Genomic DNA, 22,227 nt, shown 5'->3' with positions numbered 1-22,227 from the left:
GTTTCAAGTTTTTAACTATTAACTATTTCGTTTCACCTTCATATTGAAGCATACCGCCAACCATATTCACTGTTTTAAATCCTTGCTCATTTAAATAATGACATACATTTTCACTGCGCATTCCTGAACGACAAATAAAGATATATTCATTCTCTTTATTAAAGAAATCTACTTTATGTGGGATATCGCCCATTTTAATATGTACAGCTTCTGGAATCTTTCCTGCCGCTACTTCTTCATCTTCTCTTACGTCTACTAAAAATAACGTTTCTCCATTTTCTAAACGCTCTTGTACCTCTTCTGTAGTAATTGTTTTAACTTCTGTCATATGTAGTTCCTCCTTATATACAATAAAACCTTTAGTTTCTTTTTCACAAACATTCTCTACCAATTTTAGCACGCAAAAGAAAGAACGCAAAGAATCGAAAAACTATTTCTCAATTTTCTCGCAAAACTTATTCTTTACAAACATAACTCTTGCATTGTATCCTCAATATACTTGTCTTATGAAAGGAGCCAATGAAAATGACACTTTCCCTTTTCATAATGGGCATCATTTTCTTAATCGCTGCAATTATTACTCTTAGTATGAAAAATACTAAAAAAATAAAATCACCCCAAGAAATGTCATTCTTATTTCTATTGCTTAGTATCGCATTCTTCGGTATAGCAATTGCCACATATATTTTCCGTCTACAAATCATGTAAAAAAAGGTGCCTACTACAAACATTGCACCTTTTCCCCATCATTTGTCTTCTAAACAAAACTAGATACTTTCCGATTTAAAAATTCATAAACTTTCTTTTCAAATAAATGAATATCAAATGCTCCCGCCATATGCCCATTTATACTTTCTATCTCATACACTTCCGCATACTTCCCTTGTTTTTGCAAAATATCTACCATTTTATAGTTGTAACGAGACGGCTGAAGCAAATCTTGTTTACATGGAATCATAAGTACATTCGCTTCTATGTTAGAAAGAGATTCTTCTAATGAAGAAAAACCATGTGTAATATCATGCAATAAAACTGCCTTTGCAGTATACATCCATGAATTTGCATCTACTAACTCTATACTTCTATATGTCGCTTTATTTATCTCTTTTTCAAATGATGTTAGTGTAGAAAACTTTTCATAAGGTTTTATCTCTATACTATTACGAGGAAATGCCATTTCATAAAAATGCTCATCAAACGCGTTCATAAACATCATTCTATTTGCTAAATGAAGCCCCTTTATCGGCTGCTCTTCTCCATATTTTCCACCTTTCCAACTTGGATCCAGTTGAATTGCTTCAATCGCATTTTGCGCTACGTTTACTGACGTAATAATTGGATTTTGTGGGTTCGTAATAACGCCAATCATCCGCTCTACCATATGTGGATAGTGAACCGCCCATTGTTGTGCAATCATTCCCCCTGCCGACGGTCCAATTACAGCGTGTAATCTTGAAATTCCCATACCTTTTATTAACTCATATTGCATACGAGCTATATCAAGAAATGTAAAAACCGGAAAATCCATAGCATATTCTTCTCCAGTTTCTGGATTAATCGATTTCGGTCCTGTTGTAATCACATATGGATTTCTCACCTGCACATTACAAAGATTATCTGTACATATAACAAAATACTTATTTGTATCAATTGCTTTTCCAGGTCCAATGAGCCCATCCCACCAACCAGACTCCTCATCATGCACTGTATATTTTCCTGCCGCATGACTTGTTGCACTAAAATAATGACAAACCAAAATCACATTTGACCTTTCTCTATTTACCGTACCATATGTCTCGTATCCCATTTGAACAGGAATTTCCCTGCCATTTTCAAACGTAAACCCTTTTAAAACAAACTTCTCCTTTTTTACAATTTGCACAGATTCTCCCTCTTCCCGTTATAGTATGAACTGCTTACTAAAGATTTTTTTCCATGCAAACTAATCTCCTTCTTCTTTTCATAAATAAATGAATAATATACAAAATTAGCCACAAAATAGCACTATATTACAAGATTAAAGAGGGTATACACATGATTTGGAATTGGTTACGTAAGAAAAAAAAATCAAATAAACCAGAAGCAAACGAAACAGATAATCAGGAGCAGCATTCTAACAATGAAGAGGATGATAACAAAGAACAGACTAGAAGTATGAAACATAATAAAGGTAAAAATCACGAACAAAAAGATTCTTCTCAGGATACGCAACAAAGTGCTAAACAGGAGGACTCGTCTCAAGATAAACAACAAAGCGATAAACAAGAGGATTCCTCTCAAGGTAAGCAACAAAACGATAAACAAGAGGATCCCTCTCAGAATAAACAACAAAGCGATAAACAAGAGGATTCCTCTCAGGATACGCAACAAAGCGATAAACCAGAGGATTCTTCTCAGGATAAGCAACAAAGTGCTAAACAAGAGGATTCTTCTCAGGATAAGCAACAAAACGCTACACAAGAGGATTCTTCTCAGGATAAGCAGCAAAGTGCTACACCAGACGAACCTTCTCAAGAACAACAGCAACATTCTAAGCAAGACAACTCGGAGCAAGGGCAAGGGCAACAGCAACATTCTAAGCAAAACAGCTCCGAGCAGGATCAACAACAAAATGCTAAACAAGACGAATCTTCTCAAGGACAGCAGCAGCAAAACTCTAAAGGTAATAGTATTTATGATTTTACGAAACCAGAAAAAGACCGTATCCATTCTTTACAAAATTTAATAGAGAAGCTGAAAAGGTCTAGTGATTTTGTGAATTATCATACATCCGACGATGAAACGATGCCTTATTGGATTTCTTACTATCGTCCTTCGCTTGATGGAGAGAAATTACAAAAATATTTAATGCCTACTCTTTTGGAACGACCTAATGCTTCACTAGAAGAGCTGAAAGAACATATTCCAATGAGCGGCATTACAATTACGAACGACTTACAAAAAATTGAGGATATGGTTTTAAAGGGGCATGCGATTATTCAATTGAATCAGCAAGATCAAAAATGTATGCTAGCAAACATTGCAATTGATAATTATCGTGCACCAACCCCTCCTTTAAACGAATCAACTGTTATTGGTCCGCAAGAAGGTTTTGTAGAGGATATTGATACAAACATTAATTTAGTTCGAAAGCGTCTTCCTGTTTTAGATTTACAAACAAAAGAAATGATTATTGGCGAGTTTTCCAAAACAAAAGTTGTCATGATGTATTTAGACAACCTCGCTGAAAAAGATAATGTAGATTTTCTCGAGGAATCATTACGCGCTCTTGAATATGATCAAATTAATGATAGTGCTTATATACAAGAATTGATGGGTGAAAAATCGATTTTCCCTCTCTATATCAATACAGAACGCACTGATAGAGTTACAAAAGCACTAATTGATGGAAAAATCGCTATTTTCGTTGATGGTTCTCCAAGTGTTTTACTAACACCTGTATCCTATTTCGATTTTTTCATTTCACCAGAAGACTATAACGTCTCCTGGATGTACGCTACATTTTCAAGGATTTTAAGATTAATTGCCGTTCTATTTTCAATTTGCGCTACACCGTTATACGTTGCAGTTTTAAATTATCATTATGAACTTATTCCAAGTGATTTACTTGAAACTTTAATTTTATCAAGGGCACAAGTACCATTCCCACCTTTAATTGAAGCGCTCTTTTTAGAACTTGCAATCGACTTACTGAGAGAAGCTGGCGCGAGGTTACCGATGAAAGTTGGTCAAACGCTCGGTATTGTAGGGGGTATCGTAATCGGACAAGCATCTGTACAAGCAGGTTTAACGAGTAACATTTTATTAATTATCGTTGCACTATCAGCACTCGCTTCCTTTATTACACCTATTTATAAAATGGGAAACGCTGTTCGATTACTACGCTTTCCTTTTCTTATGTTTGCAGAAATAGGCGGATTGCTCGGAATTTCTCTTGGATTTATCTTTTTATTTACTCATCTCTTTAGACTTACTTCCTTACGTAAGCCGTACGCTTTGTTTTATCCGACAAGGCAACAATCAGTTAAAGATTCTTGGATTCGTTTTCCATTAACAATGATTGATACGAGAGATGTGCAAGCAAGACCACAACATGTAAAAAAAGCAGCGAAAGGAATTTCAACAAAACATAGATCAGATTTTGATGATTGAGAAATGAGGTGCATTGATGAGTAAAGTTCAAGAAAAATATCAAATATCTCCTATCTTTGTTTTCTTCTTAATTCACGGTGCACAGTTTGGTGCTGGAGTTCTCGGATTCGCTCGAATCATCGCAAAGGCCGCTGGATACGACGGATGGATGGGAGTTATAATCACAGGAATTTTCATCCATATTCTTATATGGATGATGTATGTCTTATTAAAAGAAACAAATGGGAATTTAGTTGATTTACATCGGCAAACATTTGGAAAATGGCTAGGAAATGGCATTAGCATCATCTTTATGGCTTATTTTTTAATCGTTAGTATTTCGGTCATCCGAACATATGTTGAAATTATTCAAGTATGGATGTTTCCTACCGCTTCCACCTTTATGTTAACACTCTTTTTATGCTTAGTTAGCTATTACATTATCTCTTCTGGATTTCGTGTAATTACCGGTATTTGCGTCATCTCTGTTGGTGGTACATTAGGATACTTATTTCTAAGCTTATTCGTTTTGAAATATTCACATTGGGATAATTTACTACCTATATTCACACATTCTTTTTCAGACATTTTAAAATCCGCTCAACTGTCAATCTACAGTATGACCGGTTTTGAAATTTACCTCATGGTGTATCCATTTGTGAAAAAGCCTATGCAATCTCATAAATACGCTCAGTTTGGAGCACTATTTTCAAATCTTCTATATTTATTTAGCACCCTTTTAGCCTTTGCATTTTTTAGTGAAAAACAATTGTTAAAAACGATATGGGCCCAACTTTCTATGACCCAAGTCATTCAATTACCATTTATAGAAAGACTCGAATATATTGCAATTTCAGGCTATGCACTCGTTATTATTTCAAGTTTCATCCTCCCTTTATGGGCGTCAATGAGAGGAACACATGAAATATTCCGTGTAAAACAAAGGGGTATTTTAATTGCTTTTATCTTTATCACTCTCATTGTTTCGCAACTTTTAACCAACAGACACGATATTAATAACTTTATTAGTAATGTATCAAAAGTTAGTTTTTGGCTCATTTATGTATACATCCCAATCCTATTTATTATTGTGTGGGTGAAAAGAAAATGGAAAAAATCAAAAGCACAAGCAAATTAATACTTATTTCTTGTATAACATTCTTCAGTCTAATTGGATGTTTACAAAAAAATATTATCGATGATGTACAACTTATTCAAGGAAGCGTTTTTGATGTCGCAAAAGATAATAAAGTAAAAGTGACATTCGTTTGTCCCATTCAGAAAAAAGGAAATAAAGTTCAAGTTTTTGAAGGCAGTGCAAATGCAGTAAAACAAGTAAAAGCAGACACATCTTTAGAGTCTTCTCAACCATTTGCTAGCGGACAAATGCGTGTCGCTCTATATACAATAAGGCTTGCCAAAACAGGAATGTCTACTTCATTCGATACATTACTTCGAGATGTGAATATAGGGAACGCTTTATATGCTGCTTTATTAGATGGGAATGGTACTGAACTTTTAAAGGGCAAATATTCGACTTCATACAACGTTGCAATTTATATAAAAAAATTGCTAGAACATAACATGGAGACCGGACCTTTACCAGCGGATAATCTACATATAGGAGCATTTCGCTATTATCAAGAAGGAAAAGACTACTATATTCCCATTCTAAAGAAGCATGGTGATAAAATAAAAATTACCGGAATTGGCCTTTTTAAAAAAGATAAATATATCGGTAAAATTGCGGAAAAAGATATGTTCATATTTAAAGGACTATTAGAGAAACATAAATTAGATTCACATGAATTTAAAACAGATTCTGCGTACGTAATGATTAATAATATTCGTTCTGTTCCAACTTACGATATAAAAATTAAAAACGGAAAGCCTTCTTTTTTCATTCACGTTCGTCTTGATGCACGTATTCAAGAACTATCAAAACAAATTAACTTAGAAAATAACAAGAACACAAAAAACATTGAAAAAGATGTCCAAAAACAATTAGATAAACAAGCTGCTAAGTTAATTAAGCAATTTAAATCTTTAGGCGTCGATCCTCTCGGGCTAGGTGCAAAGTATAAACAACATTATCGCCCATTCAAATTAGAAGAATGGAGACAAATGTATAAAGATGTTCCGGTTCATATAAAATACACCGTAAATATTACAAATTCTGGTGTTATTGAATGAGAAATGATTGAACTCCTCTCTCCAGCATGATACAACGGAGAGAGGAGTTTTTTATTATCAAATAGAGAGAGAAGATATTTATGGGGGAGCTTATGTCTAAAAAATTAGTAAAGCCTATTTTAAATGGTATTTTATTTCTCGGCGTCTTTTTATTTGCTCATACATACTTAAAAAATGTTTCCTTCACACGTTACTTACTTGTCGTTATACCAATGTTACTCGTCGGTATTTTTGGCATCGATCTTATTTCATCGCTTTTAATAAAAAAAGAAGAATAACGAGCGAACATCTTATTTCGATAAGATGTTCTTTTCATTTCATAATCACCTTATGTTACAATAAACTTCGGCATAACGTAAGAAAGGATGAAACAACATGACAAACGAAAAAGGTTTAGATAAAGGATACGAACTTGTTGCGAAAATGCATGAAGTATTCGGACATCCTGTGACAAATACTCCAACAAAATTAACAGAAGAACGTGCAAAAATCCGTGCGAGTTTTATGCAAGAAGAGCTAGAAGAATTTCTAGAAGCAACGACTGTTGAAGATCAATATGATGCACTGATTGACCTTATTTACTTTGCATTCGGCACGTTTGCCGAAATGGGCGTACGTCCTGATAAAGGATTCGAAATTGTAAATAACGCAAACATGGCAAAACTATTCCCTGACGGGAAACCTCGATTCCGCGAAGGTGACGGTAAAATTCTAAAACCTGAAGGCTGGCAAGCACCAGAACCACAACTTCGTGCTGAAATTGAACGTCAGCGTCAAGAAGCTGAAAAAAACTGCTAGGATTTCCTAGCAGTTTTTTATTATGGCTTTTTTTCTGCCAATCATTAATGACCCACGTGCCCTGCGTGTCCTGCTGCTCCACTAATACTAGCTGCTCCTGCTGCCCCTGCTCCTCCTGCTCCAATTCCACCTGTCCAAGGAGAAGATTGTTGTTGTTGATATTGCTGATATTGTTGGTGCTGTTGGTGCTGTTGGTGCTGTTGACCTTGGTGTCCATGATGGTGGCCTTGGTGCCCATGATGACCGTGTTGGCCTTGATGACCTTGGTGATGGTGGTGACCTTGGTGTCCATGATGGTGGCCTTGGTGGTGATGTCCATGGTGACCATGTTGGCCTTGGTGAGTTTGATAAAGAACAGCCTGCGGATGTATATGATGGTGGCCGTGGTGATGTACTTGTTGTTGATGATGTCCATGATGGCCATGGTGACCTTGGTGGTGATGGTGTCCATGATGGCCATGGTGACCTTGGTGGTGATGATGTCCATGATGGCCATGGTGACCTTGATGATGGTGTCCATGATGACCGTCGTGGTGGCCATGGTGACCGTAAAAACCTTGTGGATAACCACCTACTCCGCCTGCCACAACACCTACTCCCGGTACCGGAAATCCTGTTTGTACTCCTCCAACGAAAGATGGGAATGTAGTTGGTACGCCTACTGGTACTCCTCCGGCTGCTCCGCCTACAAATGTTGGGATTCCTGTTTGCACTCCAGCTACTGATGATGGAAATCCTCCTGTTAATGTTGGGATTCCTGTTTGTGCTCCAGCTACTGATGTGGAAAATCCTCCAGGTGTTCCACCCATCCAGCTCGGAATTCCGCCATATCCTTGTTGTCCGCCTCCCATTAACATCATTTGTTCATAACTATCCGATCCACCTCCGAAAAAGCCATGTGGTGCATTATTGTCCATCCCTTTCATTCCTTTCACCTCTTCTACTCAATTTAGCCTACCTTTTTTATCATATTTCCTATAGAAAAATAGGTGTTTGTCTGTATTGGAATTCCGCTCTTTTATTTGTACGTATTGGAATAATTGAAAACTTAGACTAGGGTGATCCAGAGATTATTTTCTACACAAAAAAGCTCAGAGTATACATACTCTGAGCTTTTATTTAGAATAAATTAATTTGCAACAACATTAACAAGTTTTCCAGGAACAACAATTACTTTACGAACTGTTTTCCCTTCAATTTGGTCTTGAATTGCTTCAAGTGCAAGTTGTTCCATTTCTTCTTTTGATGCGTCTTTACTCATTGTTAGTTTTGCGCGAACTTTACCCATAACTTGAACAACAATTTCAACTTCATCTTCTACAAGTTTAGACTCATCAAATGTTGGCCAGCTTGCATATGTGATTGTTTCATTGTATCCAAGTTTGCTCCATAGCTCTTCCCCGATATGAGGTGCAACTGGTGCAATCATTTTTACGAAACCTTCTACATATTCTCTTGGAAGTGTTTCAGCTTTGTATGCATCGTTGATGAATACCATCATTTGAGAAATCGCTGTGTTGAAGCGAAGCTCTGCATAGTCTTCTGTTACTTTCTTCACTGTTTGATGGTAAGCTTTTTCAAGCTCTTTATTTGGTGCGTCAGTAATTTTCTCACTTAATTCACCGTTATCTTGAACGAATAGACGCCATACGCGGTCTAGGAAACGACGAGCTCCGTCAAGACCATTTTCAGACCAAGCAATTGAAGCATCTAATGGTCCCATGAACATTTCGTATAGACGAAGTGTATCTGCACCGTGGCTTGCTACGATATCATCAGGATTTACAACGTTACCTTTTGATTTACTCATTTTCTCGTTGTTTTCACCTAGAATCATACCTTGGTTGAATAATTGTTGGAATGGCTCTTTCGTTGGAACTACACCGATATCGTATAATACTTTATGCCAGAAACGAGCATATAGTAAGTGAAGTACGGCATGTTCTGCACCACCGATATAAATATCAACTGGAAGCCATTGTTTTACTTTTTCAGGATCTACAAGTGCTTCGCTATTGTTTGGATCGATGTAACGTAGGTAGTACCAGCAGCTACCAGCCCATTGCGGCATTGTGTTCGTTTCACGACGACCTTTTTTACCAGTCTCAGGATCAACAACATTTACCCACTCGTCAATGTTAGCAAGTGGTGATTCACCTGTACCTGAAGGACGGATGTTTTCTGTTTTCGGAAGAACTAATGGTAATTCCTCTTCTTTCACAGCTGTCATTGTACCATCTTCCCAGTGAATTACTGGAATTGGTTCACCCCAGTAACGTTGACGGCTGAATAACCAGTCACGTAGACGGTACGTTACTTTTTGATTTCCTGCGCTCGTTGCTTCAAGCCATTCAATCATTTTTGCGATTGCTTCTTCTTTATTTAATCCATCAAGGAATGCTGAGTTTACGTGTGCCCCATCACCTGTGTACACTTCTTTCGTAATATCTCCGCCTTTTACAACTTCCTTCATTGGAAGATTAAATACTGATGCGAATTCATAGTCACGCTCATCGTGAGCTGGAACTGCCATTACAGCACCTGTTCCGTAAGTTGCAAGAACATAGTCAGCGATCCAGATTGGTAATTTCTCACCGTTTACTGGGTTAACTGCGTAAGCACCAGTGAATACACCAGTTTTCTCTTTCGCAAGTTCTGTACGCTCTAGGTCACTCTTCATTTTTACAGCATTAATGTAAGCTTCTACCGCTTCTTTTTGTTCTGCTGTTGTAATTTCTGCAACAAGTGCATGTTCTGGAGCTAGTACACAGTATGTTGCACCAAATAATGTATCAGGGCGCGTTGTGAAAACTGTGAATTTCTCGTCTGTACCATCGATGTTGAAGTGTACTTCTGCACCTTCAGAACGACCGATCCAGTTACGTTGCATATCTTTTAAGCTTTCAGGCCAATCAAGCTCATCTAGATCTTCTAATAGACGATCTCCGTAAGCTGTAATTTTTAACATCCACTGTCTCATCGGACGACGCTCAACTGGATGTCCACCACGCTCACTCTTACCGTCAATGATTTCTTCGTTTGCAAGTACTGTACCAAGTGCTGGGCACCAGTTTACAGGTACTTCATCAACGTAAGCTAAGCCTTTTTCAAATAGTTTTAGGAAGATCCATTGCGTCCACTTATAGTAGTTTGGATCTGTTGTATTTACTTCACGGTCCCAATCGTAAGAGAAACCTAATGATTTAATTTGGTTACGGAACGTATTAATATTATGCTCTGTAAATTCAGCTGGGCTGTTTCCAGTATCAAGTGCATATTGCTCTGCTGGAAGACCAAATGCATCCCATCCCATTGGATGAAGAACGTTATATCCTTGCATACGCTTCATACGAGATAAAATATCTGTCGCTGTATAACCTTCTGGATGTCCTACGTGTAAGCCTGCACCTGATGGATATGGGAACATATCTAGTGCATAAAATTTTGGTTTTTCTGTCTCATCTGGCGTACGGAATGTTTTATTCTCTTCCCAGTACCCTTGCCACTTCTTCTCAATTTCTTGATGATTAAAGCTCATGAGATACCCTCCTTGAAATTCTATTTATTTTCACCGCCCAAAATACAAAAAACCTCTCATCCCTAGAAAGGGACGAGAGGTTATAGATTCCCGCGGTACCACCCTAAATTAATGTACAAATATACATTCGCTTAGATCCGTAACGTGGATTAACGGCAATTGCTACTATTAGTTTCACAACTGCAACTCAAAGGCGAGTTCATAACGAAACGTGGATTGACTTGCACCGACCGTCAACTCTCTAAACCAGCTTCTATTACTACTACTCCTTCTCACTGTTATTACACATATAAGTTAAGTGAACTATCCTTCACCTAGTATCTCTTAAGAGCTTACTTAAAGCGAGGACTTCTCGGTTAATCGTTACTCTTAATAACTAACGAATTCATCTTAAGACAGCCGAGCTATCTCCCTTGTTCTAAAGGTTGTTTTATTTAAATATATTCTAAAACATGTTACATGTTCCGTCAAACTAAACTGCAATTTTTTCTTCAACTGTTTCTTCTACTTTTACTCGTTTATCATAAATGCTCGTTGCTATAAGCGCTACTACAAGCATTACCATGATTGCTATAAACAATACTTCCATATTGTATAAATCCACAATTGCTCCGCCAACGACCGGTCCGAACATTTTTCCTACAGTCGCCGCACTATTTACGACACCTTGATAAAATCCTAATTTATCTTTTGGTGCAAGTATATTTGCAATCGTTGGAACCGCAGGCCATACAAATAACTCACCAATTGTTAATGTTACCATCGCAACGAGGAACATCGTAAATTGCTGCGCTTGACTTAACACAATGAATGACGCCGCAAAAATGAAGATTCCAATCATAATTTGTTGTTTTAAAGAACGCTTCATCCAACGAATTAGCATACTAACAAGTGGTTGCGCACAAACAATCATCGCTCCGTTTATCGTCCATAGTAAACTATAGTGACGAAGGCTAATATTCAATTCTTGCATATGTGTTGCAATCGCTCCTTGCCACTGTACGTATGTAACCCAGCATAAAGCATATGCTACACACACGATAAGAAGTGCTTTAAATCCAGGTGTAAGTGACCACCCTTTTTTCGTTTCGACTTCTTTTTGCACTCCTGGCTCTTTCTTGTCTTCCATACCGCGGAATCCAATAAAAGCAATTAAAAAGAAAACAAAGTATAAAATAAAATTCGCTAAGAAAATATAATCAAAACGATACGATGCAACTAATCCACCACATGCCGTTCCGATTGCAATACCAACATTTTGTCCAACGTACATCGCATTAAATGCCCGTCTTCCGCCTTCTGGCCAAACCGTACCAACCATCGCATACATCGATGGGAAGACCATTCCAGAACCGAAGCCGATTAACGCTAGCCACACAACATATAACGGCCAACCGTGGAAGAACACAAGACCTAAAATCGATACAAGTGTAATCACGATCCCTACTAAAGTTGATTTATAACCGCCCCATTTATCAAATAAAACACCGCCGAGCAAGTTTCCGATTACACCAGTAAGCGAATTGATCATTAATACCATTCCGGCCACAGATAAAGATTTTCCTAGGTGATCATGCAAATAAATTGTATTAAAAGGCCATAAAAAAGAAGCACCCGTGACATTAATAATCATCCCAGCTACTAATAGCCATACTTTCCTTGGCATAGTTTCCCCTCCTATTCTATTTTTTTCGTTCATATATATAACAGTAAAATTGTAGTCGTTTTTAAATAGGAAGGCAACTGATTAATAGTTGATGAAATTCAGATAATGGTTCGACGGTTAATGAAATTATAATGATTGCTTCTTGGATTATATCAGCGATTATTAAAATATATCGACTTACCGACAAAAAATGACAACAGTAACAATGTATAAAGAGGCTGCATGAACTTCATGCAGCCTCTTTATACTATCCAACTTCCTTTTCTCGCTTCGCACTTTCTTTAGCGCTCCATTTAAATATTTTATCTAATAAGAAATATATTCTCCCAGATTCTTTCGTTAACAAAGGTCCTAACGATGCCAATATTAAAACATACAAAGCTGAGAATGGTTTAATAGTTGCCATTAAGCCGCCCGCAATTCCAATATTCGCGACGATAATGGAAAATTCTCCGCGTGATACAAGTGTTAAACCGATATTCGTAGAAGCCTTATGCGATAACCCAGCTTTACGCCCCGCAACCATTCCAGCAGTAAAATTACCGATAAGAGTAATGAAAACTGCTCCTAATGCCAACCACACTGCTCCTCCAAGTGAAAATGGGTCTATACTTAAACCGAAGCTGAAAAAGAATATAGCTCCAAAGAAATCACGAAACGGAACAACGAGCTGTTCAATTCGATCACTATGCTCTGTTTCAGAAAAGACGAGCCCCAATAATAATGCTCCAATCGCCTCCGCGACATGAATCGTTTCTGAAAATCCTGCTACAAAGAACAAAATAGCGAATATTACGATAATAAAAATTTCATTGGACGAAATATCTAACATTTTATTTAAAAATCGTGTAGCTTTTCTAGCAACTACAAAGAATAGTAGCATATACCCTACTGCGATTAAAATAGATGTAAGAGCCCCTACAAGTGACGTTGCCCCTCCGAGTACTAATCCTGAAACGACTGATAAATATACGGCTAAAAAGATATCATCAAACATAATGATTCCTAAAATTAGCTCCGTCTCTTTATTACCAGATCTTCTTAAATCAACAATTACTTTCGCAACAATTGCACTCGATGAAATTGTTATAATCCCAGCAATAATTAATGTTTCTAATAAGGGGAAACCCATTATATATCCGTAAAGTAAACCTAATATAAAATTAAGCGATATATGAACAGTTCCCCCAAAAGCAATTGATTTTCCTGATTTAATTAATTTTTTAATTGAGAATTCTAAGCCTAAATAGAATAAGAGGAATATAACGCCAACACGGCCGAGGAAGGAAATAACTTCTCCGCTTTCAATAAATCTTAAATCGATAAGCCCTAAATCTGGCGCATGTGGCCCCACTAGCATACCGAGTATAATGAGAAACGGAATAATCGAGAACTTTAACTTTGCAGCGAGAATAGCTGCAAAAGCGACTAATACTAACGCAGTCCCAACTTCAAAGATTAAAGTATCCATCGATTATGAATCCCCTCCTACTGAAAGTAACTCATTAATAATTCTTTTTACTTCATGTCTTTCACCTGATAATACAAGCATATCGCCAGCTTCAATGATAGAATCTGGGCCTGGATTAAAGAACTTCTTCATATTCTTTTTCAAAATGGCAATAATCGTTACATTATATGTGTTTCGGACATGTAAACTACCAATTGTTTTTTGTACGACTGGTGCATTATTTTCCACCTTAAACCACTCAATTGATAATCCTTCAAAGGCCATTTCAATCGTATCTAAAGCTTGTGGTCTATATACCATTCCGCCCAATATAGCTGCAATTTGTCTCGCTTCGGAATCACGAAGAGAGACGCTTGAAATACTCTCCTCATGATCAGTATCAAAATGGTATATTTCTCTTCGGCCATCATCATGAATAACGATAACCATCTTTTCATTACCTTTTGTAATCACTTCAAACTTACATCCAATACCCGGCAGTTCACTCTCTCTAATATTCATATTTTCCGCCTCCTAATTCTTTTAGTTACGGCTTTTATAAATCGACATCAATCTCCGTTTTAAAGGTCTCATCCTTTGAGATGCCTAAATACTTTAGCGTCTCTGATGGAGTCGCGTGATGGAAATGTTTTTGCAATAACGCAATCGCTATCCCTCTTTTGTACGCATGAAATCCAAACGTTTTCCGCATTGAATTTGTTCCGATCTTACCAACAACTCCAACTGCTTCTGCAGCATTATGAATTACACGATACGCTTGTTGGCGCGTAATTGAATTTGGCGTTTTATTAGATTGAAATACGTAATTTTCTCTTTTAACGCCAATAGATTGTACGTAATCTAAAAGCGCTTCTTTTACTTTTGTATTTAAATAAATATCTTGTTTAAATTTTTCATCTTTCACAGGAAGAGTATAAAACTCTTTAACAGTCCCGTCTTCATTTAATACATCTTCAAATTTCATACTAAGTAGTTCTGTAATTTTTAATCCTGTGTTAATTCCAATAACAAATAAAAGATAATCTCGCTGGGAGTGCTCTTTTAAATATTTTTTCATAGCCTCAATTTGGCTTATATCTTTTAATGCCTCTACAACTTCCATACATGTATTCTCCTCATCTTATGAACGGTAATTTTCTCATTATGTTGTCCATTTTACCTTATCATGCTATGAGATTTCCATGTGTTATCCATTATTTTCACAATATACTCAGGTGGTTCTGAAAACTTTCAATGTGGAAACTTACGATTGTATAAATACGTTGCGGTAAAAAATGTGGGGATAAAAGTTCAGCTTCTTTCTACAGATTGGATTCCTCCTTTCCTTATACAGCTACTTCTACTTTTATATTACGTTACTTACTTGCATTATATTATATATTTCAGTAACATTAAAGTGTTTTTTCTGAAAATAATAAAAACCGAGCGTTTTTGCTCGGTTTTTATTATTAATCTTCTTTCGGAAGAACAATTCCTTTATACAATTGAACTGTAATAAGGTAATAAATCGTGTAAATAACTAAGAAAATTACGATTGGTACCCAAATACGGAAGTACGGATCAAGTAAAATAAATCCGAAAATATTCATACCAACTAATACGTGAGCAATACCTACAATTGCTGGGAATAGGAATACTAAGAATAACTCTTTATAAATTGATTTTGTTAATAATTCACGGCGCACCCCGATTTTACGAAGCATTTGATAACGCGTAATATCTTTTGATGCACCAGAAAGAATTTTGAACATTAAACAACTTGCCATCATTGCTAAGAAAGCAATTCCAAGGAAGAAGCCCATAAACACTGTTCCGCTCGCAACACCATAGAACATGTCGTAAGATTGATATTTACTGTTCATTCTTTCAGCTGTTACATTTTTATATTTATCTAATTGCAACTCGTCAAGTTTTTTCCATTCTTTTGTATATGTTAAGAAATCATCTGCTTTTCCGATAAATGCTATACCTTCTTTACCACTTATCCCATCGTACATTTTTTGATCTACAATTTTAATTGCATGATCTTCGTATATATAATATGGATGAATTGTGCTAAAAGCATCTACCCATTCTTCTGGAAGTTCTTTAGCGTTCGCATCTTTTTCATTCATTTCTCTAGAAACTGCACCTACTGGTAATTCCTGTGAAGCCTTCTTCGTATTTACTAAATCCTTCATCGACTTCATATTTTCCATATCTTTTACTAAAGGACGATTTTTCTCTAAATCTTCTTTTACATAGTAAACGTATTTATCATCTACTTTGTAACGATATTCGCTTTTCTCTTTAAATGTAATACCGTTTAAAATTTTCTTTTCTTCAGCTGTCGGATTATGAACTACTGAATCATAGATTACTAAACCATCAACCATTTTTATAACGTTATTTTTAAACGCCATACCACCTGAAATTGCACCAGCTCCAAGAGCAACTAACATCGCTACTGTTGCAAGTACCTTTGTTAAGCTATTAATACGGAAATTTAATTGTGCAAATGTAAAAGCGTTAAGTCCTTTTTCACTACGCTTTTTATTACTTTTTAACTTTTTAATAATAACTGGAAGAAGTGATCCAAATAACATGTAAGTACCAGCTGTTGTTGTAATTAATGCAATAAGGATTCCCATCTCTCTTAATTTTTCCATATAAATCATTGATGCATAGCCAATTCCTAATAAAATAACCGCAAGGAAGGCAACTAAACCTGTCATTTTCCCTTTTACTGCAACACGTTCTGTTTGTGCATCTGCATGTACAAGTTGCAATACAGAAATACGTGATAATTTAATACTGTTCATAATTGCTGATAGTACAAATAATGCAAAGAAGAAGATGCAAGTAACAGTCATAGATGGGAGGTAAAATGCTTTATAGCCTTCACCAGCAAATTCTAATTGTTTCATTAATAATTGACCGATACCTTCTGCAAGTCCTACACCAACTGCAATTCCAATTGCAAGAGACGCGGCGCCTAATACAATTGTCTCAATAAACATAAGTAATGTAACTTTATGCTTTTTTGCTCCTAACATCATATACATACCAAACTCTTTTTGACGAAGAGATAGTAAGAAAGAGTTCGCATATAAAATATAGAAGAACGTTATGATTGCTAATAAAAATGAACCTGCTTGGAATACAAATCCGATTGATTTAATCACTGAATTAGATTCAAGAAATGATTCATTTAGTGCTAACGTTTGAAACATATAAAAAATTGAGATCGACATGACAAGACCAACAAGTAAGACGATATAATCTTTTAGCTTACTCTTTAGCCCTGACATGGAAAGTTTGAATAACATGCTCTAGAACCTCCTTTCTTACGCTTTTTGTGTGCCTAAGTCCGCAAGCACATCTAAAATTTCTTTATAAAACTCTTCACGTGTACCGCCGCGGTGAATTTCTTTATATAGCTCACCATCTTGAATGAATAAAATACGCTGACAGTAACTTGCACTGTACGGATCATGTGTAACCATCATAATAGATACGCCTTGATCTTTATTTAAGTTTGTCATCGCATCAAGTAAGCTCGTTGCATTTTTAGAATCAAGCGCTCCTGTTGGCTCGTCCCCTAAAATAATTGCAGGCTCATGCACTAAAGCACGCGCTGCTGCTGAACGTTGTTTCTGTCCACCAGATACTTCAGATGGATACTTTTGAAGTATTGCTGAGATTCCTAACATATCAGCTACCTTTTCTACTTTCGGTCCAATATTACGTGACGCGACACCTTGAAGAGATAGTGGAAGTGCGATGTTTTCATAAATAGATAAGTTTTCTAATAAGTTAAAGTCTTGGAAGATGAAGCCTAATTTTTGTGAACGGAAATCAGAAAGCTCACCTTGCTTCATTTTCGTAATATCCGTACCCGCAATTTCAACAACGCCGCCCGTTGCTTTATCAAGTGTTGAAATTACGTTTAATAATGTCGTTTTACCAGAACCAGATGGTCCCATAATCCCTACAAACTCACCCTCTTGAATTGAGAATGAAACACCTTTTAACGCATGTGATTGGTTCTCACCTTTTTTACCGTACACTTTTTGGACGTTTTTCACGTCTACAACTGGTTTCGTCATATATATCCTCCTACGCTTGTTTTTCCATTACCTATTTTGCGCCTTTTGGAAGTGAACTGCTATTTGTTAACATTACATTTACCTTACACTTTTGTAATATAAAGAAGGTGGGCGTGTAAGTTTGGCTTTTACTACTTTGAATATTAGTGACATATTGAATCGGTAAATGAAATTATATCGGCGATTTTTCAAATATATCGGTGCAACTACAAAAGCTGAAAATAAAAATAGGCTGCTCCACAAAAAAGGAACAGCCCACTTCTCTCTTTATTTCTTTAAAGGTGTTACCGTCCAATACGTAACAACTCGCCAAATCCATTCTAATGGACCCATTTTAAAGATTTTCATCCAAATTACACTAAACACAATTTGAATTGCATAAATTGCAATACATACATATAAAGTCTGCATGTAAGTTAAGTTTTCTGCAAAGTTAAATACACTGCCTGCAATTAAAATCATTGCCGTTTGTCCAATATAATTCGTTAAAGCCATTCGGCCATAATATTTCAGTGGTGCTAACAATGTTTGAACTGGTTTTAATTGAAGTAATAAAATTAATGCTCCAACATAGAAAGCTGAAATAATTGGTCCCACTGTAACACCAATTTTTAAAAATTGGCTTGCAGCGTCCATTGTTCCGTCCTCATTCATAAGTATCATATTTACAAATGGATCAGCAGGAACGTGCCCATATTGATACCATACAGCTATGACACTTAAAACAAACATAATACCTGTAAAAATAGCGACTTGCTTTATGTTTTTTGAAAGATTTTCAAATACACGATATTGTCCTGCAGCAAGTCCTAATAAAATTAAACCAAGTGGTAATAGTTCTTTAACTCCCATTACACTGAAGGCAATTGTCAAAATAAGTCCTAGTACTAGGTTCACTTCTTTTTTCGCTTTATAAAACGGTAAAACGATTAACCCGCAAATTGCGTATAACGCTAGTGCTTCTCCAGGCTGAAACATTTGATGAATTAAACCAAAAATAAATAGTGCAACTAAGCGGCGTAAAAATAAAACATAGCCATTTTTCCCCTTCGCAATCGCTCTTGAAATAAAGATATAGAATCCCACTCCAAATAAGAATGAGAAGATTGAGAAGAAACGACCTTCTACAAATAAGTATAAAAATCTTTGATAGCTAGCATCCACTGTGCTAGGATCTGGAATTTTAATGTTAAGTAGTGCGAGAATATTTACTAAAATAATCCCTAGTAGTGCAAAGCCGCGAATGTAATCTAACTCATCAATTCGCTTGTTTATAATATTGTTCCCCATAAAGCAACTCCTTGTATAAAACTTAATCCTTTCTTACTCTACTGGAGAAAGCTGCTCACAACTATCGACAAACCTTACATAAATCTTACATTATTGTCATATGGCAAAATAAAACCAGGTCATATTGCGACCTGGTCTACTCTGATTGTTTCGATTTTTGAGGTTGTCCTTTTTTACTATTACGCTGTTTTACTTGAACAATCGGATCAAGTTCATTCGAAAACTCAGCGTTATGTCCATTTTGCGTTTTTTGTTCTGGGTTATTTTGATCTGAACGTTTCGCCATTACATTCACTCCTTATTAGTGCGGTGTAATAATCATTTGATGTTGCAATTGGCGAATTGCCATACGTGCTCTATTTAACTGCTCACGTTGCTCATCATTCGCATGTTGTTGCATCGTTTGTAAATCGTTATACGCTTGTTCTAATTGTAACTGCGCATCTGAATACTCCATCGTATTATAATGCTCTTGTCTCATACCAAGATCTAATTGTTCTTTCGCATATTCCACCGCTTGTTCCGCTTGTGTAATATACGATTCAAGTGATTGACGCTCTGCCATAATTGTCCCTCCTTGCTTCAATTCCCCTTTAGTGTGTCCCTTCCATCTGAACCTTATGAGTATGTTATAATGGATTTTGTTTCATTTTGACTCGGCTTAGGAGGGAAAGTAATGAAGGTTCAAAACCCTTTTCCATATACAAACGACAATAAACGTTATCATACATGGAATTATCATTTACGAAATGAATTTGGTGAAAAAATCTTTAAAGTTTCATTAGATGCTGGCTTCGATTGCCCGAACCGTGACGGTACAGTTGCTTATGGCGGTTGTACATTTTGCAGTGCTGCTGGATCTGGTGACTTCGCTGGCGATCGCCGCGATGATGTTATAACGCAATATCATGAAATGAAAGAAAAAATGCGCTCAAAGTGGAAAGACGGAAAATGTATCGCTTATTTCCAGGCGTACACAAATACACATGCACCACTTGAAGTGTTAAAAGAAAAATTCGAACCGCTTCTAGCAGAAAAAGACGTTGTCGGTCTTTCTATTGCGACTCGTCCAGATTGTTTACCGGACGATGTTGTTGAATATTTAGCGGACTTAAATAAACGCACTTACCTTTGGGTTGAACTCGGACTACAAACCGTCCATGAACGTACTGCAAATCTTATTAATCGTGCTCACGATTATCCTTCTTACGTTGAAGGTGTAAATAAATTACGTAAGCACGGCATTAAAGTTTGTTCTCATATTATTAACGGCCTTCCACTTGAAGATTACGACATGATGATGGAAACAGCTCGTGAAGTAGCGAAGCTTGATGTACAAGGAATTAAAATCCACTTACTTCACTTATTAAAAGGAACGCCAATGGTGAAGCAATATGAAAAAGGACAACTCGAGTTCCTTTCTCTTGAGGATTACGTAAGTCTCGTTGTTGACCAACTTGAAATGGTTCCAGAAGACGTAATTGTGCACCGCATCACAGGTGACGGTCCGCCTGATTTAATTATTGGTCCAATGTGGAGCTTAAATAAATGGGAAGTATTAAATTCCATTGATGCAGAATTTGTACGCCGCGGAAGCTGGCAAGGAAAATATGCAAATGAGGAGAAACAAAAATGAAATTAGAACGTGTATTACCGTTTGCTCGCTCGCTTCTGCAAACGGCAGTAAAAGAAGGCGATTACGCTGTAGATGCAACTTTAGGAAACGGCCATGACACTTGCTTCCTAGCTGAAATCGTTGGAGATAACGGAAAAGTATTTGGATTTGATATTCAAAAAGAGGCAATTGAAAGCTCAACAACTCGTCTAAAAGAAAAAGAACTTTTCGAACGTACTGTTTTAGTTCACGATAGTCACGATACACTTCTATCCATATTACCAGAAGATGCAAAAGGAAAAGTAACAGGCGCAATTTTCAACTTAGGTTACCTTCCAGGCGGAGACAAGCATATCGTCACAAAACCGAACTCAACAATCTCGGCGATTGAGCAATTATTAGACGTAATGGCGCCTGAAGGTATCATCGTCCTTGTCATTTACCACGGACATCCAGAAGGACAAGTAGAACGCGACGCTGTACTTAAATTTGCCGAAGAACTAGACCAAAAACAAGCACACGTACTGCGATATGGCTTCATTAATCAACAAAATAACCCGCCATTTATTGTGGCGATTGAGAAGCGATAATATATCAACGATTTTTTCGATATATCTATCATAACTTACAATATATCAACGATTTCTCGGATATATCGATTGTTCGACAAAACATAACAAAAAAAGACGTGCATTCATTGCACGTCTTTTTGTTATTCACCTATATAATGGATGTAAACATTCTTAAAGGAGACGAAACAATGATCGGAATACTAGCAGGAATGGGACCAAAATCAACTGGGCCATTCGTCGATACAGTTGTAGCAAAGTGCCAAACAATATACGGAGCAAAGTATGATATGGACTTTCCTCATATGATGATCTATTCGTGCCCAACACCGTTTTACATGGATCGCCCTATTGATCACGAAGCGATGAAAAAAGCAATTATTGAAGGAGCACAAAAACTTGAAAGTACTGGCGCAAGCTTTATCGCTATGCCGTGCAATACGGCGCATCTTTATTTTGAAGAATTACAGCGTTCGCTTTCTATCCCGATTTTAAATATAGTCGATGAAACGTTACAAGCAATTCCTGAAAATACAAAAAGAGTCGCTCTTCTCGCAACAGAAGCAACTGTTCAAGCTGGGATTTACCAAGATGGGATTGCAAAACGTAATATAGAGTACATTCATCATGAAAAATGGCAGGAAATGATTAATCAAATCATTACTTATATTAAATCTGGGGAGGTTGAAGAAGCTCGCGAATTGTGGAATGCGCTCGTTTTACAATTGAGAGAGGAAGTTGATACGGTAATTATCGCATGCACCGATTTGAATGTGGTGGCGAGTGAGGATTTTGTTGATTCCTCTCAATGTCTTGCTAATGCGGTTGTTAGGATGTATCTATCAAATACAAAGAAATCTTCATAAAC

22 protein-coding genes and 1 other annotated feature are annotated in these 22,227 nt (G+C 36.7%); of the genes, 9 read left to right on the top strand and 13 right to left on the bottom strand.

What is annotated here, in order from left to right; translation table 11 throughout:
• Positions 1 to 22: 22 nt before the first annotated feature.
• A complete protein-coding gene (locus MR112_RS15860; protein WP_000141207.1) occupies positions 23 to 328 on the bottom strand; it encodes a rhodanese-like domain-containing protein in 306 nt (101 codons plus the stop codon).
• A gap of 197 nt (positions 329 to 525) precedes the next feature.
• Between MR112_RS15860 and MR112_RS15855 the strand changes: the two genes are divergently transcribed.
• A complete protein-coding gene (locus tag MR112_RS15855; protein ID WP_000175905.1) occupies positions 526 to 708 on the top strand; it encodes a hypothetical protein in 183 nt (60 codons plus the stop codon).
• A 49-nt stretch (positions 709 to 757) separates the two neighbouring features.
• On the opposite strand, the gene MR112_RS15850 is transcribed toward MR112_RS15855, so the two are convergent.
• Positions 758 to 1,882, bottom strand: coding sequence for a homoserine O-acetyltransferase family protein (locus MR112_RS15850; RefSeq protein WP_078186257.1), 1,125 nt, complete (start codon positions 1,880 to 1,882; stop codon positions 758 to 760).
• A gap of 152 nt (positions 1,883 to 2,034) precedes the next feature.
• Between MR112_RS15850 and MR112_RS15845 the strand changes: the two genes are divergently transcribed.
• The 5 genes from MR112_RS15845 (at position 2,035) to MR112_RS15825 (ending at position 7,122) form a co-directional block, all read left to right on the top strand.
• Complete coding sequence (locus tag MR112_RS15845) at positions 2,035 to 4,152, top strand: spore germination protein (protein WP_242245120.1); 2,118 nt, start codon at positions 2,035 to 2,037, stop codon at positions 4,150 to 4,152.
• 16 nt (positions 4,153 to 4,168) lie between these two features.
• Positions 4,169 to 5,269: a spore germination protein gene (locus tag MR112_RS15840; protein ID WP_000049053.1), complete on the top strand. Its 1,101-nt coding sequence runs from the start codon at positions 4,169 to 4,171 to the stop codon at positions 5,267 to 5,269.
• A complete protein-coding gene (gerHC, locus tag MR112_RS15835) occupies positions 5,239 to 6,324 on the top strand; it encodes a spore germination protein GerHC (RefSeq protein WP_000411387.1) in 1,086 nt (361 codons plus the stop codon). The genes MR112_RS15840 and gerHC overlap by 31 nt, the downstream gene beginning before the upstream one ends.
• A gap of 92 nt (positions 6,325 to 6,416) precedes the next feature.
• Positions 6,417 to 6,602, top strand: a complete 186-nt coding sequence (locus tag MR112_RS15830; RefSeq protein ID WP_000038781.1) for a hypothetical protein — start codon at positions 6,417 to 6,419, stop codon at positions 6,600 to 6,602.
• A gap of 97 nt (positions 6,603 to 6,699) precedes the next feature.
• Positions 6,700 to 7,122, top strand: a complete 423-nt coding sequence (locus MR112_RS15825) for a pyrophosphohydrolase domain-containing protein (protein ID WP_000180554.1) — start codon at positions 6,700 to 6,702, stop codon at positions 7,120 to 7,122.
• Positions 7,123 to 7,166: 44 nt separating this feature from the next.
• On the opposite strand, the gene MR112_RS15820 is transcribed toward MR112_RS15825, so the two are convergent.
• The 11 genes from MR112_RS15820 to MR112_RS15770 all read right to left on the bottom strand — a co-directional run bounded on the left by MR112_RS15820 (position 7,167) and on the right by MR112_RS15770 (position 19,740).
• A complete protein-coding gene (locus MR112_RS15820) occupies positions 7,167 to 8,048 on the bottom strand; it encodes a hypothetical protein (protein WP_242245119.1) in 882 nt (293 codons plus the stop codon).
• Between the two features lie 203 nt (positions 8,049 to 8,251).
• A complete protein-coding gene (leuS, locus tag MR112_RS15815; RefSeq protein ID WP_000009461.1) occupies positions 8,252 to 10,660 on the bottom strand; it encodes a leucine--tRNA ligase in 2,409 nt (802 codons plus the stop codon).
• Positions 10,661 to 10,725: 65 nt separating this feature from the next.
• Positions 10,726 to 10,945, bottom strand: a binding site (T-box leader).
• A 187-nt stretch (positions 10,946 to 11,132) separates the two neighbouring features.
• Entirely contained in the window at positions 11,133 to 12,326 is a 1,194-nt protein-coding gene (locus tag MR112_RS15810) for an MDR family MFS transporter (protein WP_001137561.1), read from the bottom strand.
• Between the two features lie 247 nt (positions 12,327 to 12,573).
• The gene (locus tag MR112_RS15805) at positions 12,574 to 13,797 is read right to left on the bottom strand and encodes a cation:proton antiporter (RefSeq protein ID WP_242245118.1); all 1,224 of its coding nucleotides are present in this window, start codon (positions 13,795 to 13,797) and stop codon (positions 12,574 to 12,576) included.
• A 3-nt stretch (positions 13,798 to 13,800) separates the two neighbouring features.
• Positions 13,801 to 14,298 (bottom strand): cation:proton antiporter regulatory subunit, encoded by a 498-nt coding sequence (locus tag MR112_RS15800; protein ID WP_078186559.1) that lies wholly within the window; start codon positions 14,296 to 14,298, stop codon positions 13,801 to 13,803.
• Positions 14,299 to 14,332: 34 nt separating this feature from the next.
• Positions 14,333 to 14,899, bottom strand: a complete 567-nt coding sequence (locus MR112_RS15795; RefSeq protein ID WP_000454210.1) for a tyrosine-type recombinase/integrase — start codon at positions 14,897 to 14,899, stop codon at positions 14,333 to 14,335.
• A gap of 346 nt (positions 14,900 to 15,245) precedes the next feature.
• The gene (locus tag MR112_RS15790; RefSeq protein ID WP_078186558.1) at positions 15,246 to 17,105 is read right to left on the bottom strand and encodes an FtsX-like permease family protein; all 1,860 of its coding nucleotides are present in this window, start codon (positions 17,103 to 17,105) and stop codon (positions 15,246 to 15,248) included.
• 18 nt (positions 17,106 to 17,123) lie between these two features.
• Positions 17,124 to 17,885 (bottom strand): ABC transporter ATP-binding protein, encoded by a 762-nt coding sequence (locus MR112_RS15785; RefSeq protein WP_048656104.1) that lies wholly within the window; start codon positions 17,883 to 17,885, stop codon positions 17,124 to 17,126.
• Between the two features lie 267 nt (positions 17,886 to 18,152).
• Positions 18,153 to 19,175, bottom strand: coding sequence for a DUF418 domain-containing protein (locus tag MR112_RS15780; RefSeq protein WP_242245117.1), 1,023 nt, complete (start codon positions 19,173 to 19,175; stop codon positions 18,153 to 18,155).
• A 136-nt stretch (positions 19,176 to 19,311) separates the two neighbouring features.
• The gene (locus MR112_RS15775; protein ID WP_001129340.1) at positions 19,312 to 19,461 is read right to left on the bottom strand and encodes a hypothetical protein; all 150 of its coding nucleotides are present in this window, start codon (positions 19,459 to 19,461) and stop codon (positions 19,312 to 19,314) included.
• 15 nt (positions 19,462 to 19,476) lie between these two features.
• Complete coding sequence (locus tag MR112_RS15770) at positions 19,477 to 19,740, bottom strand: YtzC family protein (protein ID WP_000840865.1); 264 nt, start codon at positions 19,738 to 19,740, stop codon at positions 19,477 to 19,479.
• A gap of 111 nt (positions 19,741 to 19,851) precedes the next feature.
• On the opposite strand from MR112_RS15770, the gene mnmL reads away from it, so the two are divergent.
• The 3 genes from mnmL (at position 19,852) to MR112_RS15755 (ending at position 22,225) form a co-directional block, all read left to right on the top strand.
• Positions 19,852 to 20,811 (top strand): tRNA modification radical SAM protein MnmL/YtqA, encoded by a 960-nt coding sequence (mnmL, locus tag MR112_RS15765; RefSeq protein WP_242245116.1) that lies wholly within the window; start codon positions 19,852 to 19,854, stop codon positions 20,809 to 20,811.
• Positions 20,808 to 21,380 (top strand): tRNA 5-(aminomethyl)-2-thiouridylate-methyltransferase MnmM, encoded by a 573-nt coding sequence (gene mnmM, locus MR112_RS15760; protein ID WP_017656636.1) that lies wholly within the window; start codon positions 20,808 to 20,810, stop codon positions 21,378 to 21,380. The genes mnmL and mnmM overlap by 4 nt, the downstream gene beginning before the upstream one ends.
• Before the next feature lie 170 nt (positions 21,381 to 21,550).
• Positions 21,551 to 22,225, top strand: a complete 675-nt coding sequence (locus MR112_RS15755) for an aspartate/glutamate racemase family protein (protein ID WP_017656637.1) — start codon at positions 21,551 to 21,553, stop codon at positions 22,223 to 22,225.
• The last annotated feature ends 2 nt before the right edge of the window (positions 22,226 to 22,227 follow it).

It is taken from the genome of Bacillus cereus group sp. BfR-BA-01330, assembly GCF_022663885.1.
GTDB classification, from domain to species: domain Bacteria; phylum Bacillota; class Bacilli; order Bacillales; family Bacillaceae_G; genus Bacillus_A; species Bacillus_A cereus.
Note: the sequence above shows the minus strand (reverse complement) of the source record. Positions and strands in the feature narration are given on the sequence as shown.

What these genes read in the sequence shown, in the direction of transcription:
- MR112_RS15860 (WP_000141207.1), bottom strand. Translation starts at nt 328, where the DNA reads ATGACAGAAGTTAAAACAATTACTACAGAAGAGGTACAAGAGCGTTTA.
- MR112_RS15855 (WP_000175905.1), top strand. Translation starts at nt 526, where the DNA reads ATGACACTTTCCCTTTTCATAATGGGCATCATTTTCTTAATCGCTGCA.
- MR112_RS15845 (WP_242245120.1), top strand. Translation starts at nt 2,035, where the DNA reads ATGATTTGGAATTGGTTACGTAAGAAAAAAAAATCAAATAAACCAGAA.
- MR112_RS15840 (WP_000049053.1), top strand. Translation starts at nt 4,169, where the DNA reads ATGAGTAAAGTTCAAGAAAAATATCAAATATCTCCTATCTTTGTTTTC.
- gerHC (WP_000411387.1), top strand. Translation starts at nt 5,239, where the DNA reads ATGGAAAAAATCAAAAGCACAAGCAAATTAATACTTATTTCTTGTATA.
- MR112_RS15830 (WP_000038781.1), top strand. Translation starts at nt 6,417, where the DNA reads ATGTCTAAAAAATTAGTAAAGCCTATTTTAAATGGTATTTTATTTCTC.
- MR112_RS15825 (WP_000180554.1), top strand. Translation starts at nt 6,700, where the DNA reads ATGACAAACGAAAAAGGTTTAGATAAAGGATACGAACTTGTTGCGAAA.
- MR112_RS15820 (WP_242245119.1), bottom strand. Translation starts at nt 8,048, where the DNA reads ATGAAAGGGATGGACAATAATGCACCACATGGCTTTTTCGGAGGTGGA.
- leuS (WP_000009461.1), bottom strand. Translation starts at nt 10,660, where the DNA reads ATGAGCTTTAATCATCAAGAAATTGAGAAGAAGTGGCAAGGGTACTGG.
- MR112_RS15810 (WP_001137561.1), bottom strand. Translation starts at nt 12,326, where the DNA reads ATGCCAAGGAAAGTATGGCTATTAGTAGCTGGGATGATTATTAATGTC.
- MR112_RS15805 (WP_242245118.1), bottom strand. Translation starts at nt 13,797, where the DNA reads ATGGATACTTTAATCTTTGAAGTTGGGACTGCGTTAGTATTAGTCGCT.
- MR112_RS15800 (WP_078186559.1), bottom strand. Translation starts at nt 14,298, where the DNA reads ATGAATATTAGAGAGAGTGAACTGCCGGGTATTGGATGTAAGTTTGAA.
- MR112_RS15795 (WP_000454210.1), bottom strand. Translation starts at nt 14,899, where the DNA reads ATGGAAGTTGTAGAGGCATTAAAAGATATAAGCCAAATTGAGGCTATG.
- MR112_RS15790 (WP_078186558.1), bottom strand. Translation starts at nt 17,105, where the DNA reads ATGTTATTCAAACTTTCCATGTCAGGGCTAAAGAGTAAGCTAAAAGAT.
- MR112_RS15785 (WP_048656104.1), bottom strand. Translation starts at nt 17,885, where the DNA reads ATGACGAAACCAGTTGTAGACGTGAAAAACGTCCAAAAAGTGTACGGT.
- MR112_RS15780 (WP_242245117.1), bottom strand. Translation starts at nt 19,175, where the DNA reads ATGGGGAACAATATTATAAACAAGCGAATTGATGAGTTAGATTACATT.
- MR112_RS15775 (WP_001129340.1), bottom strand. Translation starts at nt 19,461, where the DNA reads ATGGCGAAACGTTCAGATCAAAATAACCCAGAACAAAAAACGCAAAAT.
- MR112_RS15770 (WP_000840865.1), bottom strand. Translation starts at nt 19,740, where the DNA reads ATGGCAGAGCGTCAATCACTTGAATCGTATATTACACAAGCGGAACAA.
- mnmL (WP_242245116.1), top strand. Translation starts at nt 19,852, where the DNA reads ATGAAGGTTCAAAACCCTTTTCCATATACAAACGACAATAAACGTTAT.
- mnmM (WP_017656636.1), top strand. Translation starts at nt 20,808, where the DNA reads ATGAAATTAGAACGTGTATTACCGTTTGCTCGCTCGCTTCTGCAAACG.
- MR112_RS15755 (WP_017656637.1), top strand. Translation starts at nt 21,551, where the DNA reads ATGATCGGAATACTAGCAGGAATGGGACCAAAATCAACTGGGCCATTC.